The organism is Bacillus xiapuensis (assembly GCF_002797355.1).
GTDB lineage: Bacteria > Bacillota > Bacilli > Bacillales > Domibacillaceae > Bacillus_CE > Bacillus_CE xiapuensis.
Window position 1 is genome coordinate 1,706,865 of the sequence record NZ_KZ454939.1, and the last position, 12,807, is coordinate 1,719,671.

Here is a 12,807-nt window from a genome sequence, read left to right on the forward strand (position 1 = left end):
CTGAAATTACTCACAGAGCTGCAGCCAATTTTCAATGATGGACACCGTTTCTCCAAGCGTTGCTTCTCGAACGGGAATGCCCGGTATGGAATCTAGGAAAGTTCTCCCGTAGGCACTCATTTGTATGCGGCGGTCAAACACAATAATGATTCCCCGATCTTGGCTGCTGCGAATTAAGCGGCCAACTCCTTGTTTAAATCGCAGCACTGCCTGCGGGAGAGAGTAGGCGGTAAAGGCGCTTTTCCCTTGCTTCGCATACTGTTCATGCTTTGCTTGTGTATACGGATCATCGGGAGGAGAAAAAGGCAGTCTGACAATCACCAGACAAGATAAATCTTCGCCGGGAATATCGATCCCCTCCCAAAAGCTGTTCGTGCCAAATAAGATCGCTTTATCAAAGCGCTTGAAATTCCTGGCTAAACGGTTTCGGCTTCCATTGCTGATCCCCTGCGCTAAAAGCACATATTCTTCAAGCAAGCCGCTATCCTTCATTAAATCATAGGTTTTCCTCATCATGTCGTAGGCAGTAAAGAGAACGAGCATGCGTCCTTCGGCGGCATCAGCGGTCGCAGTTAAATGATTAGCCAAGGCTTCGATGTATTCTTCCTGCGTAGCTCCTTTAATTTCCGGCACATCGCTGGGAATAATCATCCGGCAATTCCGCTCGTAATCAAAGGGCGAAGGCAATATCACTTTGTCATACACCATTTCATTCAACCCGGTTTGCTCTGCAAAAAAACGAAAGGATTGATTAACCGTGAGCGTCGCTGAGGTAAAGATTACATGCTTGCAGTCAAGCAGCTTTTGCCGGATTAAGTCAGCGGGCGAAACCGGATGTGATTTAATAATGAACGTATTGGTGAACGACCGGCTATCTCCTTCCATCCAAATGACTTCGTCTTCCTCAGGACGGAAAATCAGCTGTTCAATATTTTGGATAAAAGCTTCCCATTCCTCTAACAGCTCCCGCAATTCATCCAATTTCATTTGCTCAGCCGCAGACATTTGCTCGCGATGAGCAGAAAGCGACTCCAAGCGCCGTTTCAGCCCTGCACAAATACGGCTCATCGCTTCATCTATTCTTTCCGCTCCATACTCAATATGCTTCCAATAAGGCAGCTGTCTTGTATCCTCTGTCAGCCTAAGCTGGCGCCGATGCCCATTTCCCGACCGTTTCTTAGTATACCTTTCAAAAAAGGACTGCCAGGTGCCAAACCATTCCTCCCCTTCCAGCATCAGTTCATGCAGCAGGCGATCAATGAGGGAACGGCCGCTTTCTTCGTTAGGAGGGCCGCTATACTTTTCATGCAGCTGCTCGCATTGATAAAACAAGCCCTCCTGCTGATAAGTGCCGGCTTTGGCGACTAAATACTTAAAGTCAGCAGCGTCAAGTGACCGGCCAAGACGCTCTCTTGCCGCCTTCTCAAAATGATGCGCTTCATCAATAATCACGTGGCTGTAATGCGGAAGCAGCGATGATTTAGCCATTAAATCCGCCAGCAATAAGGAGTGATTAATAATCACGATATCCGCTTCCTCCGCCCGCTTCTTGGCAAGTGCATAAAAGTCTTTCTCCAGCCATGCTTTCCGGCCTTTATTCATATATGCGCCATCTTGCTTTACTTCATTCCAGAACAGCCAGCCCCCTGATGATAAATTTAATTCATCAGCATCTCCGGTCTCTGTCTCCAGCAGCCACGTTAAAATTTGTATTTTGGCTAAGGCATAATCGTAATTATCATTCGTTTCTTTCAAGCTCTGATGAAATTTATATAAATCGATATAATGACTGCGCCCCTTTAACACAGCAGCCAGCACAGGAAACGGCAGAATCGCTTTTAATTGACCGATCTCTTTATGCATCAGCTGCTGCTGAAGAATAATCGTGTGCGTGCTCACAACGACAGGCCGGTCACTCATCTTGCTGCGGTAGACGGCAGGGAGCAAATATCCAAGCGACTTGCCTGTGCCTGTTCCGGCTTCGACCGCTAAGTGAGTATTCGTTTCCATCGAGCGGTATACTTGATCCATCATCTTCAGCTGACTGTCTCTTTGCTCATAATGAGGAATTTGAGTGAGCAGGTCTAATTTTTCTTCCTGCCGGCTGGGATATGTATAGCCTTTGTTTTCCTGATATTTTTTTTGAATCGTTTTTTTGCGCAGCGCCAGCCCCCGATATACCTCAACTGATTCCGGGAGATGCTCAATATGATGCTGCTTTTCCGCAATAACAGCTTGCAGCAATAAATAAATATCGCTTTTTAGATGAACGGCCAGCTGCTCCATTTTCTCTAAAGTAACAAGCGGAAGGCCGTTCAGCTTTTCCATCATTTTCAATAGCAGCTCGGCGGTTACGTAGGCATCGCTATCCGCCCGATGCGGCCGGTCATGATGAACGCCCAGACTGACTGCCAAATCATTGAGCTTATAGCTATCCAATGTCGGATACAGCATGCGGGCTAATTCGACGGTATCGATGGAAGGCCCGGAGAAAGGAAGACAGCCCGCTTCCTCCAGCTCCGCTTGCAGAAAGTGAAGATCGAATGGCACATTATGAGCCACAAAGACTGCCCCCTTGAGCAGCGGCAATATCTTAGAAGCTTCCTCGCGGAACAAAGGAGCTTCCTGGACCATATTGTTTCTGATTCCTGTAAGCTCCTCGATAAAAGCCGGTATTTGCCTTTTCGGATTAAAAAGGGTGGTATATTGTTCAATAATTTGTTTATTTTCAACAATCACAAAGGATGCTTGGATAATGCGGTCGCCACCTTTAGCAGCATGACCGGTCGTTTCTAAATCAGTAACGACGAAGCGTGAATATGTCATAACGGTTTACACACCTTTTTCTCGTAAAATCATATTTAAGTGTACCATATGATCTTTCTATGTAGCTACAGCCCGGTTTGGAGAGGATGAAAAGCAATTCCCGTGCAGCCTTTAAAAAAATCCTTTATGGCTTCAAGCACCATAAAGGATTTCCGTCTTTATAAAATGGTCGCTTCCGGTTCCTGATGAAGCAGCTGTTCAATCTGATTGTCCTTTCCAACAATGACTACTTTAGGCTGATGATCTTGCACTTTCTCCTGCGGCACCATAGCGTACGACATAATAATGACTACATCTCCCGGCTGCACTAGGCGGGCAGCGGCGCCATTTAGACAGATAACGCCGCTGCCCCGCTTTCCAGGAATGATATAAGTCTCCAAGCGGGCTCCGTTATTATTATTGACAATTTGCACCTTTTCGTGAATCGCCATACCCGCGGCCTCAATTAAGTTCTCATCAATCGTAATGCTGCCGACATAATGCAAATTGGCTTCCGTTACAGTAGCCCGGTGAATCTTGCCGTTCATCATCATACGAAACATCTTTCTTCACTCCTTTACTCGCAGTTCATCACAATATTATCGATGAGACGAGCGGCCGAATATTTAACAGCCGCAGCGAGGATGATTTTTCCTTGTATAGTCTTTACTGGTTCTAACTCAGGATAAGACAGCAATTCTACGTAATCAATGGCCGCTCTAGAATACTTCTGCAGATGGGATGCGATTTCCTGAATGATTGGAGCCGGATGGCGCTCCCCTTGTTCAATCATCCTTTGGCCTTTCAAAAGTGCCTGATAAATCTGCGGAGCCGCTTCGCGCTCTTCAGGCGTCAAATGGACATTCCTTGAACTCTTAGCTAAGCCGTCCGCTTCCCGCACCGTTTCTACCGTCACAACCTCCAAAGGAAAATTAAGCGATTCCACCATCCCTTCAATAACAGCTGCCTGCTGAGCATCCTTCATGCCAAAATAAGCTCTGTCCGGCTGCATCAAATGAAAAAGCTTCGTCAATACAGTTGCAACCCCGTCAAAATGGCCAGGGCGCTTCTTTCCGCACAGACAATTCGTGCGCGCTAGCACCTTCAGAGCCGCGGCCGGCTGCTTAGGATACATCTCTTCCACTTCCGGAGCAAATAAGAGATCCACCCCTGCTGCTTCTGCCTGCAGCCTATCGCGGGCGAGATCCCGGGGATAGCTGTCGAAGTCCTCGGCGGGACCGAACTGAAGCGGATTGACAAAGATTGTCATAATGACTGTTTCATTGTCTTCTCTCGCTTTTCGGGCTAATGCTAAATGTCCCTCATGCAAATAGCCCATCGTTGGTACGAGGCCTATAGAGCAGCCAGACGCTTTTTGTGCCTGAACGAATGCTCTTAGCTCGGTAATCTTACGAATCACTCTCATGATTGCATTCCCCCATACAGCTGCATCCATTCTTCTTCCTTCATAGAATAGGCTTGCTCTTTAGCCGGAAACTTCATTGCTTTCACATCCTTCACGTAAGAGGACAGCGCTTGATCAATCACAGGACCGACATCGCCGTAAGCTTTTACAAATTTAGGAATGCGATCGACGCCATAACGGATAAGATCATGGTACACAAGTACTTGCCCATCCGTATCACCTCCGGCGCCGATGCCGATTACAGGGATGCTGATGGCCTTGGTAATTTGCGCTGCCAATTGACGAGGCACGCACTCCAGCACAAGCATGCACGCGCCTGCTGCTTCCAACCGCTTCGCTTCTTCCATTAGCTCCGCAGCTGATGCCGCTGTTTTCCCTTGTACTTTATAGCCGCCGAGCACGCCAACAGATTGCGGGGTTAACCCTAAATGAGCCACAGCGGGCACGCCTGCTTCTGTTAGCAAGCGAACCTTTTTGACCACTTCTTTGCCGCCTTCAAGCTTAATGGCGTGTGCCCCCGCCTCCTGCAGCAGCCTTTGCGCTGCCCGCATCGTTTCTTCGCGGCTGATGTGATAGGTCATAAACGGTAAATCGGTGACGATAAATGTATCCTTGGCACCGCGTTTGACCGCCTTCGTATGATGAACCATATCATCAAGTGTGACAGGAATGGTCGATGGATAACCGAGCACCACCATTCCGAGGGAATCTCCGACTAAAATGAGATCGGTCTTGGCTGCTTCCGCATATTTAGCGGAAGGATAATCATAGGCCGTTACCATCACAATCTTCTCACCCGCTGCCTTCATTTGGATAAAATCCGTGGTCTGTTTCATTTCCGCTTCCTCCTTTTCTTCCAGAGGAGACGAAACAATAGGCTATAAAAAAAGGGGCCTTCAGACAGAAGGACCCCTTGTATCACTCGTTGTTTCGACCCTCTGTCCCTGTCCATTCCGGATCAAGGCAGACTAACGCTATTCATTTGACCGTTGGCTTATATTCCACAAGGTGCAGCTCCCTTTGGGATACTGCCCAGCTATATTATAGCAAGCCCGCTGTTTTTGACTATTAAAAATTAATAAACACCTTGCATGCGTGATCAAAAAATAAAGCAGCAGATCTCAGTCTGCTGCTTTATTAATCTCAATATCGGCAGAGTAAATATCGTGAATGGTGCCTTCCTCATCGAGCAGCTTCAGCACCCCTTCTTCTGTGATTCCGAGAGCTTTTCCTTTAATGGTCGCTGAGATCGTTGTAGCTGTGATTTGCTTGCCGACCGATATGGCATACTTTTCCCAAAGCTTCTTAATATCCGCAAAGCCCTGTTCCATATAAATATCGTAGCAGGCTTCCATGTTTTTTAATATTTCCTGTATGAGGCGCGACCTTGAAACGGTCTCCCCTGTTTCAAGCGCTAAAGAAGTGGCAACCTCCTCCAGCTCTTCCGGAAAATGCTTTTGATTAACGTTTATCCCAATCCCGATAATAAGGGAATGAATTTGATCAGCATCCGCTTGCAGCTCAGTTAAGATGCCGGTTACTTTCTTTCCGTTTATTAAAATATCATTTGGCCATTTAATTTCGGGGGTGAGGCCGGTCACTTCCATTATAGCTTCAACAACGGCCACAGCCGTAATTAAGGTAAACTGCGGGGCTTTATAAGGCGGAAGCGGCGGCTTTAAAATGACACTCATCCAAATGCCCGTATGCTTCGGCGAATGCCATACTCTTGTCATTCGTCCTCGTCCGGCGGTTTGTTCTTCTGCGATGACAACCGTTCCTTCTTTAAAATCCTCTTGAGCTAGGCGAAGAGCTTCTTTTTGAGTCGAATCAATCGTTTCTTTATAAACAATTTCCTTCCCAAGCCAATTGGTCTGCAAACCAATTAACACTTCATTTTCTGTCACTTTATCCGGCTTTGTTAAAATGCGATAGCCTTTTTTACGGACCGCTTCCAGCTGAAAGCCTTCATTTCTCAACGTTTCAATGTGCTTCCAAACAGCTGTTCGAGAACAGCCGACAATTTCTGCAAGCACTTGTCCAGAAACAAAATCGCCATCAGCTTGCGAAAATGCTTCCAGCAGCTTTTGTTTTACAGAAGATTGCAAGATTTAAGCCACTCCTTTATTTGTCCAGAACTGTTATTCACTTTTCTATCAACGACGGCCCGCTCAATGATCTGTAAATATTCTTTCATCCACGGACCTCCTTTCTCTTGCTTCCACTCTTTCAAATCGCTCCCGGTAACAGCTAGTTCACTGCGGTCTTGAATAGCCAGCTTGCAATGCCGCGCTTTTAATGCTTCCGTTTCTGCTTTGCGGTTGTGCAGAGCGGCAAACACGGCTTCAGCGTCCAGAGCGGAGGGCAGTCCTGCTTCATATAAAAAGAAATCCGTCCAATCACTTTGCTGTCTGCGCTCCAGAACTTGCAATGTGCGGATCATGTATTTAATTTTTTTTGCCGGCATCCGCCATCCAGCCAAGAAATCCTTGGCGCTTTCAGGTTTTATAAGCAGAATAAGCAGCAGCCACATCTGGTCGGCTGTTAACGGATCAACGGGCAATGAAAGAGCGGTTCGCAGGACGGAGGACTGGCCGGAAAGTCCGGGCAAATAAGTAAATAGCCCCGCCTGCAGCAGGATATCAATTCCCGCTTTTTTTCCCGTACCGTCCAGCAGCTTATTCATTTCACTCAGCTTCCGCTCCACTGCGATATGTTTAAGCAAGGAGGCGTGGCTTGCTAACGCACTGGCCGTCTCAGGATGAAGTGTAAAGCCGAGCTGACTGACAAAGCGGGCAGCTCTCATCATTCTTAAAGCATCTTCTGTCAGCCGCTCTTCCGCTAACCCCACCGTTCGGATTTCTTTATCTTTAATCGCCTCCTGCCCGTGAAAAGGATCGATTATCCTTCCGTGCCGATCCATAGCTATGGCATTGATCGTGAAATCCCGGCGCTGCAGATCTTCTGTTAAAGAGCGGACAAACGCTACCTTCTCCGGCCGGCGAAAATCTTTATAATCCGATTCTGTCCGAAAAGTCGTAACTTCATAACCGCTGCCCCGCCAGAGAACAAGCACGGTTCCATGGTCAATTCCAATATCCACCGTTTTAGGAAAAACGGATTTTACTTCTTCTGGAAGAGCGGAAGTAGCAATATCCACATCGCCAATCGGTCTGTCCAATAGATAGTCCCTAACAGCGCCGCCTACATAATAGGCTTCAAATCCCGCTTGTTCAAGCTGCTCAAGCAAAGGAGAAGCCTGTTCAAATAACTGCTGATTATTCATCTATAACCCCTGCTTTCTATTAAGCAAGCGCCGGTATAATTGCTCATACTGACTGAGAATCTTCTCTGAACGAAAACGGATCTGCACCGTCTCTAGCGCCTTCTCGCTAAAGCGCCGGTAAAGCTCTTCATCGGACAGCAATTGAAGCGCCAGCCGGCTGATTTCTTCAACATCCCCCACATCCGCTGTATAGCCGTTTACGCCATCTTCAATGACTTCTGGAATGCCGCCGGTTGTTGTCCCAATGCATGGAACACCGCAGGCCATCGCTTCAAGCAGCACGAGTCCGAAGCTCTCCTTTTCCGATAAGAGCAGCAGCAAATCACTGATTGAATACAGTTCTTCTAAATTATCCTGCTTGCCGAGAAAAAGAACGGAACCCTCCAATTGCAGCTCAGAAACCAGCTTGCAGACAACCGTCATTTCTGGTCCGTCGCCGACAAGCAGCAGCTTTGCGGGCTGTTCGCGGCGAATCCTGTCAAAGACGCGCACAACATCCGGCACCCGCTTCACACTTCGGAAGTTAGATACATGCATCACGACCTTTTCATCCGGCAGAATTCCGTACTCTTCACGCAAGCGCTCGGCAGATTCCGTCCGGTGGTAGATTCGTTCATCAATAAAGTTATTGATTGTATAAATCTCCTTGTCCGGTTGAATGACCTCCATCGTTTGCTGAACAAGCGAGTTCGAAACCGCCGTCACCGCATCCGACTGTTCAATGGCAAAGCGAATGGAAGCTGTCAGCGACGGGTCGTAGCCGAGAACGGTAATGTCTGTTCCATGCAGCGTTGTCACGATTTTAATATCAGATTGCGCGATCTGCTTGCCAAGAATGGCGCAAACAGCATGAGGCATGGCGTAATGCACATGCAAAATATCGAGGTGCTCCCTGTTGATTACCTCCGCCATTTTATTGGCTAAGGCAATATCATACGGCGGATATTGAAACACCGAATATTGATTGACATCTACCTGATGGAAATAAATATTATGGTACATTCGGTTAAGCCTAAATGGAAGCCCGGAAGTGATAAAATGAATATCATGTCCTTTTTCCGCTAAAAGCTTCCCTAACTCCGTGGCTACGACACCCGATCCGCCAACCGTCGGATAACAAGTTATGCCAATTTTTAATTTCATATTAATCACCAATTAAATCATATTCTAGTAATAGGGGCTTCATCACTTTAAATCCTTCGGCATAGAGGGTGCCGATTTCTTTCCCCATCATTCGCTCTCTGGCTTCTACCGCCTCTATATAACCGTTTGTCAGCGGCGTCTCCGCGGATCCGTCCTTCCTTTCAAACTGGCTGCGATAGGCGAGCAAGCTCTGTTTCTTCCGTTCCATATACGAGCTGATGTCCACGCAAAAGTCCGGCGAATGAAAGCCATTGATCATATAAAAATAAACCGTTCTTGCTTTGTGGGCAGGAAGATTTTCATCCGTCTGAAATTTTCGGATACCCGCAGAAAATACTGCCTCGCGCACGAGCTGAGCACAGCGCCCATGATCAGGATGGCGGTCCACCTCATAAGGCGCGAAAATAATTTTCGGCTGAAAGCGGCGGATGACGCCCGCTGCTTTGCGAATGGCTTCCTCCGTGACAAACAGGCCTCTATCAGCTAAGCCGAGATTCACCCGCTCTTGAACTCCCAACACAGCAGCGGCCTGCTTGGCTTCTTGCTTCCTCAGTTCAACTGTCCCATTAGAGGACAGCTCTGCCTCTGTCAAATCGCAAAAAACAATCTTTTTGCCTGCGGCCGAGTACTTGGCAGCCGTTCCCCCCATGCCGATTTCGATATCGTCAGCGTGAGCGCCAAACGCTAATATGTCAATTTCACTGCCCATCATCAGTCAACCTCTTTCCTTGTACGCTGTCAAAATCGCCGCGCTCTATTCCTTTCATTAAGACCGTCGCTGTGCCGATATTCGTGGCCAGCGGAATCGCATATACGTCACACAAGCGCACGAGAGCAGATACATCCGGCTCATGCGGCTGGGCAGTCAGCGGATCGCGGAAGAAAAAGACAAGGTCCATTTCTTTGCGGGCGATGCATGCCCCGATTTCTTGGTCTCCTCCAAGCGGACCTGATTGAAAACAATGAATAGACAGATCCGCCCGTTCCATAATTCGCCGGCCGGTTGTCCCGGTGGCGAATAATTCATGAGATGCGAAAACCGCTTGATGGGCTGCGACAAATTCAATCAAATCTTCTTTCTTCTTATCGTGAGCAATTAAAGCAATTTTCATTGTCTCCTCCCATTAATCCAAAATGTTTTCCAGACCGTAAACCAATGTCTCCACTTTCATAACTGTTTCTACACATATTCTCACGCCGGACATAAATGAAGCGCGATTATACGAGTCGTGGCGGATCGATAAGGTTTGTCCATCCGCGCCAAACATTACTTGCTGATGCGCGATCAACCCCGGTAAGCGGACGCTGTGAATATGCATGCCATCTATGACCGCTCCGCGGGCGCCTTGAATCGTTTCCTTCTCCTCAGGATGTCCTTGCTTTTTCGCCTCTCTTTCCTCGGCAATCATTTGTGCCGTTTTCACCGCTGTTCCGGAAGGAGCATCCAGCTTTCGGTCATGATGAAGTTCAATGATCTCCACATCTTGAAAATATTTAGCGGCCATTTGTGAAAACTTCATCATCAGAACGGCCCCGATGGCAAAATTCGGAGCGATTATGCAGCCCAATTCTTTTTCCTCCGCCAATTCCTTTAACTCCGCTAATTGGCTGTCGGTAAATCCAGTCGTGCCGACCACTGGGCGAATGCCGGATTCCAGCGCTTTTTTCGTATGTATGTAACCAGTCTCAGGAGTGGTTAAATCAATGAATACATCCGCTTGGTGCTGGCTGAAGCATTCATCGATATCGGTGTAGATATCTGCATTCACTCCTTGAAATCCTTCAATGTCACTTAAAACTTTCCCGTTATGCTTTCGGTCCAATACAGCCTCAAGGTGAAAATGCTCCGTTTCCTGCACCATCTTCACGGCTTCTCTTCCCATTCTTCCTCTCGGTCCAGCGATGATCACTTTAATGGTTTTCATTGATTGTATCCTCCTCTTTCTTCGTCCAACGTTCTTTATCTCTAGTCTGAAACTTTTCCATTACTCGCTCATGAGCTTTTTGCAAATCAATATGTAAAGAATTAGCTAAACAATGAAGAACAAATTGCACATCTCCCAGTTCTTCTTCGATTGTTTTCGGCTGCTCTGAAGCCTTCTTCGGCTTCTCGCCATAGTAATGATTGATCTCACGAGCCAGTTCTCCCAGCTCCTCAGTCAGTCTGGCCATCATGGCAAGCGGGCTGAAATATCCCTCTTTGAATTGAGAAATATAATCATCCACTTCTTGCTGCATTTCTTTTACGGTTTTATCCATTTTATTCCCTTCCTTTGATTTTCTTATTTTTATGTTAGCTAATTCTTGCCTTAAAGACAATCCATTTATGGCTTTCAAGGAAAGTCTTTACTTCGTTTATATTGTTCTCTTCCGATTATTTCTATATAATGACAAGTACTGTTACTTACACGATCCGACTGACCCAGAGGAGGAAGCGCGATGATATTCGGCATGAAAGTAAAGAACATTCTGTTTATCTTATTGGGCGATGCCGTCTTTGCCTTCGGTTTAGTGCACTTTAATATGCAAAACAACTTAGCAGAAGGCGGTTTTACCGGCATCACTTTACTTTTATACAGCTTATGGAACATTGATCCATCCTATTCCAACCTAGTCTTAAACATCCCGCTATTTTTTATCGGCTGGAAGCTGCTCGGCAGAACATCCTTCTTTTACACAATTGTCGGAACAGTCAGCCTTTCTGTTTTCTTATGGATATTTCAGCGCCTTCAGTTTTCAATCCCGCTTAAAGACGATCTGTTTCTCGCTGCCCTTTTCGCCGGTGTCTTTCTTGGCATCGGCCTTGGAATTACTTTCCGCTATGGAGGAACGACAGGCGGCGTTGATATTATAGCCCGGCTTATCCATAAATACTTTCAAGTCAGCATGGGAAAAACCATGTTCATATTCGATGCTGCCGTCATTCTCGCTTCCTTGCTGACATATTTAAATTATCGGGAAGCCATGTATACGTTAGTGGCCGTCTTCATTGGCTCCCGCGTCATCGATTTTATGCAGGAAGGCGCCTACACTGCCAGAGGCGCTATGATTATATCCGATTTCCATGAGGAAATTGCCGAAAACATCATAAAACAGATGGACCGTGGCGTAACGGTGCTGCAGGGGCACGGATCATTTACGAAAGAAAAACGGGAAGTGCTCTATTGTGTGGTCGCTAAAAATGAGATTGTTCGGCTGAAACAAATTATTTCCTCGATTGACCCGCACGCCTTCGTATCCGTCACCATTGTTCACGATGTTCTGGGAGAGGGCTTTACACTGGATGAAAATAAACATCCGATTGAAAGGTAAGAAAAGCTTTGCTCACAGCGGACTGACCATCCACAAAACAGAAGAGAAAGAGGGCCTCCATCAGCGGAAAAATCCCACTGATTGGACGCCCTCCATGTTTTCTGTCATCATGACTTCTATTCTTCGCTTCTCATGCCTGTATATAGAAGAATTAAACGCACGAGTTCAAGAACGGCTACAGCCGTCGCAGCCACATAAGTCATAGCAGCGGCATTTAGCACTTTGCGCGCTTTTCTTTCCTCATCATTGCGAATGATGCCTGCAGAGACGATTTGATCCATAGCTCTAGCTGAGGCATTGAATTCTACAGGCAATGTGATGACTTGAAATAGCACACCAGCGGCCATTAACACGATCCCCAGCAGCAGCATGCCGGTTAGCTGGGCGAATATTCCAATCAGAATGAACACCCACGAAAGATTCGAACCGATATTGGCAACGGGAACGAGCGCATGGCGGAACCGAAGAAATGCATAATTTTCTTTGTCCTGAATCGCATGCCCGACCTCATGGGCAGCAACCGCTGCTCCCGCAATTGAGCGGCCATGATAGTTATTCGGAGAAAGGTGCACCGTTTTGGTCATTGGATTGTAATGGTCACTTAAAAAACCATTTGTTTCAACTACCCGAACATTGTGCAATCCGTTTTCATCCAGTATGCGCCGGGCTGCGGCGGCGCCGCTTATGTCTGTGGATACAGGGATTTTTGAAAATTTATTGTACGTACTTTTCACTCTGAATTGAGCCCAAATCGGGACGGCGATAATTAGCAAAAAGTAAATAAGATAGCTCATAGGATTAGCTGTACCCCCATTTATCATTTTGTTCGTTTGGA

The 12,807-nt window shown here is 47.0% G+C and carries 13 protein-coding genes; 1 reads left to right on the forward strand and 12 read right to left on the reverse strand.

What is annotated here, in order from left to right:
- Window positions 1–6: 6 nt before the first annotated feature.
- From dinG to CEF20_RS08515, 11 genes are all read right to left on the reverse strand, one after another.
- On the reverse strand, window positions 7–2,826 hold the full coding sequence (dinG, locus tag CEF20_RS08465; RefSeq protein ID WP_100331393.1) for an ATP-dependent DNA helicase DinG: 2,820 nt from the start codon (window positions 2,824–2,826) through the stop codon (window positions 7–9).
- Between the two features lie 158 nt (window positions 2,827–2,984).
- The gene (panD, locus tag CEF20_RS08470) at window positions 2,985–3,368 is read right to left on the reverse strand and encodes an aspartate 1-decarboxylase (protein ID WP_100331394.1); all 384 of its coding nucleotides are present in this window, start codon (window positions 3,366–3,368) and stop codon (window positions 2,985–2,987) included.
- 14 nt (window positions 3,369–3,382) lie between these two features.
- Entirely contained in the window at window positions 3,383–4,231 is an 849-nt protein-coding gene (panC, locus tag CEF20_RS08475; protein WP_100331395.1) for a pantoate--beta-alanine ligase, read from the reverse strand.
- Window positions 4,228–5,067 (reverse strand): 3-methyl-2-oxobutanoate hydroxymethyltransferase, encoded by an 840-nt coding sequence (gene panB / locus CEF20_RS08480; protein ID WP_100331396.1) that lies wholly within the window; start codon window positions 5,065–5,067, stop codon window positions 4,228–4,230. The genes panC and panB overlap by 4 nt, the downstream gene beginning before the upstream one ends.
- A 285-nt stretch (window positions 5,068–5,352) precedes the next feature.
- On the reverse strand, window positions 5,353–6,339 hold the full coding sequence (locus CEF20_RS08485; RefSeq protein WP_100331397.1) for a biotin--[acetyl-CoA-carboxylase] ligase: 987 nt from the start codon (window positions 6,337–6,339) through the stop codon (window positions 5,353–5,355).
- On the reverse strand, window positions 6,324–7,517 hold the full coding sequence (locus CEF20_RS08490) for a CCA tRNA nucleotidyltransferase (RefSeq protein ID WP_100331398.1): 1,194 nt from the start codon (window positions 7,515–7,517) through the stop codon (window positions 6,324–6,326). Before CEF20_RS08490 ends, CEF20_RS08485 begins: the two co-directional genes overlap by 16 nt.
- Complete coding sequence (gene bshA, locus CEF20_RS08495) at window positions 7,518–8,660, reverse strand: N-acetyl-alpha-D-glucosaminyl L-malate synthase BshA (RefSeq protein WP_198508479.1); 1,143 nt, start codon at window positions 8,658–8,660, stop codon at window positions 7,518–7,520.
- A gap of 1 nt (window position 8,661) precedes the next feature.
- Window positions 8,662–9,369: a bacillithiol biosynthesis deacetylase BshB1 gene (gene bshB1 / locus CEF20_RS08500; protein ID WP_100332054.1), complete on the reverse strand. Its 708-nt coding sequence runs from the start codon at window positions 9,367–9,369 to the stop codon at window positions 8,662–8,664.
- Entirely contained in the window at window positions 9,359–9,772 is a 414-nt protein-coding gene (locus tag CEF20_RS08505; RefSeq protein WP_100331399.1) for a methylglyoxal synthase, read from the reverse strand. Before CEF20_RS08505 ends, bshB1 begins: the two co-directional genes overlap by 11 nt.
- A 12-nt stretch (window positions 9,773–9,784) precedes the next feature.
- Complete coding sequence (gene dapB, locus CEF20_RS08510) at window positions 9,785–10,585, reverse strand: 4-hydroxy-tetrahydrodipicolinate reductase (RefSeq protein ID WP_100331400.1); 801 nt, start codon at window positions 10,583–10,585, stop codon at window positions 9,785–9,787.
- The gene (locus CEF20_RS08515; protein ID WP_100331401.1) at window positions 10,572–10,919 is read right to left on the reverse strand and encodes a nucleotide pyrophosphohydrolase; all 348 of its coding nucleotides are present in this window, start codon (window positions 10,917–10,919) and stop codon (window positions 10,572–10,574) included. The genes dapB and CEF20_RS08515 overlap by 14 nt, the downstream gene beginning before the upstream one ends.
- Before the next feature lie 180 nt (window positions 10,920–11,099).
- Between CEF20_RS08515 and CEF20_RS08520 the strand changes: the two genes are divergently transcribed.
- Window positions 11,100–11,972 (forward strand): YitT family protein, encoded by an 873-nt coding sequence (locus CEF20_RS08520; protein ID WP_100331402.1) that lies wholly within the window; start codon window positions 11,100–11,102, stop codon window positions 11,970–11,972.
- A 116-nt stretch (window positions 11,973–12,088) separates the two neighbouring features.
- On the opposite strand, the gene CEF20_RS08525 is transcribed toward CEF20_RS08520, so the two are convergent.
- Window positions 12,089–12,766 carry a zinc metallopeptidase gene (locus tag CEF20_RS08525; protein WP_100331403.1) on the reverse strand — a complete coding sequence of 226 codons (678 nt, stop codon included), beginning with the start codon at window positions 12,764–12,766 and terminating at the stop codon, window positions 12,089–12,091.
- Window positions 12,767–12,807: the final 41 nt, after the last annotated feature.

What these genes read in the sequence shown, in the direction of transcription:
- CEF20_RS08515 (WP_100331401.1), bottom strand. Translation starts at nt 10,919, where the DNA reads ATGGATAAAACCGTAAAAGAAATGCAGCAAGAAGTGGATGATTATATT.
- CEF20_RS08505 (WP_100331399.1), bottom strand. Translation starts at nt 9,772, where the DNA reads ATGAAAATTGCTTTAATTGCTCACGATAAGAAGAAAGAAGATTTGATT.
- CEF20_RS08520 (WP_100331402.1), top strand. Translation starts at nt 11,100, where the DNA reads ATGATATTCGGCATGAAAGTAAAGAACATTCTGTTTATCTTATTGGGC.
- CEF20_RS08525 (WP_100331403.1), bottom strand. Translation starts at nt 12,766, where the DNA reads ATGAGCTATCTTATTTACTTTTTGCTAATTATCGCCGTCCCGATTTGG.
- dinG (WP_100331393.1), bottom strand. Translation starts at nt 2,826, where the DNA reads ATGACATATTCACGCTTCGTCGTTACTGATTTAGAAACGACCGGTCAT.
- panD (WP_100331394.1), bottom strand. Translation starts at nt 3,368, where the DNA reads ATGTTTCGTATGATGATGAACGGCAAGATTCACCGGGCTACTGTAACG.
- bshA (WP_198508479.1), bottom strand. Translation starts at nt 8,660, where the DNA reads ATGAAATTAAAAATTGGCATAACTTGTTATCCGACGGTTGGCGGATCG.
- dapB (WP_100331400.1), bottom strand. Translation starts at nt 10,585, where the DNA reads ATGAAAACCATTAAAGTGATCATCGCTGGACCGAGAGGAAGAATGGGA.
- CEF20_RS08490 (WP_100331398.1), bottom strand. Translation starts at nt 7,517, where the DNA reads ATGAATAATCAGCAGTTATTTGAACAGGCTTCTCCTTTGCTTGAGCAG.
- bshB1 (WP_100332054.1), bottom strand. Translation starts at nt 9,369, where the DNA reads ATGGGCAGTGAAATTGACATATTAGCGTTTGGCGCTCACGCTGACGAT.
- panB (WP_100331396.1), bottom strand. Translation starts at nt 5,067, where the DNA reads ATGAAACAGACCACGGATTTTATCCAAATGAAGGCAGCGGGTGAGAAG.
- panC (WP_100331395.1), bottom strand. Translation starts at nt 4,231, where the DNA reads ATGAGAGTGATTCGTAAGATTACCGAGCTAAGAGCATTCGTTCAGGCA.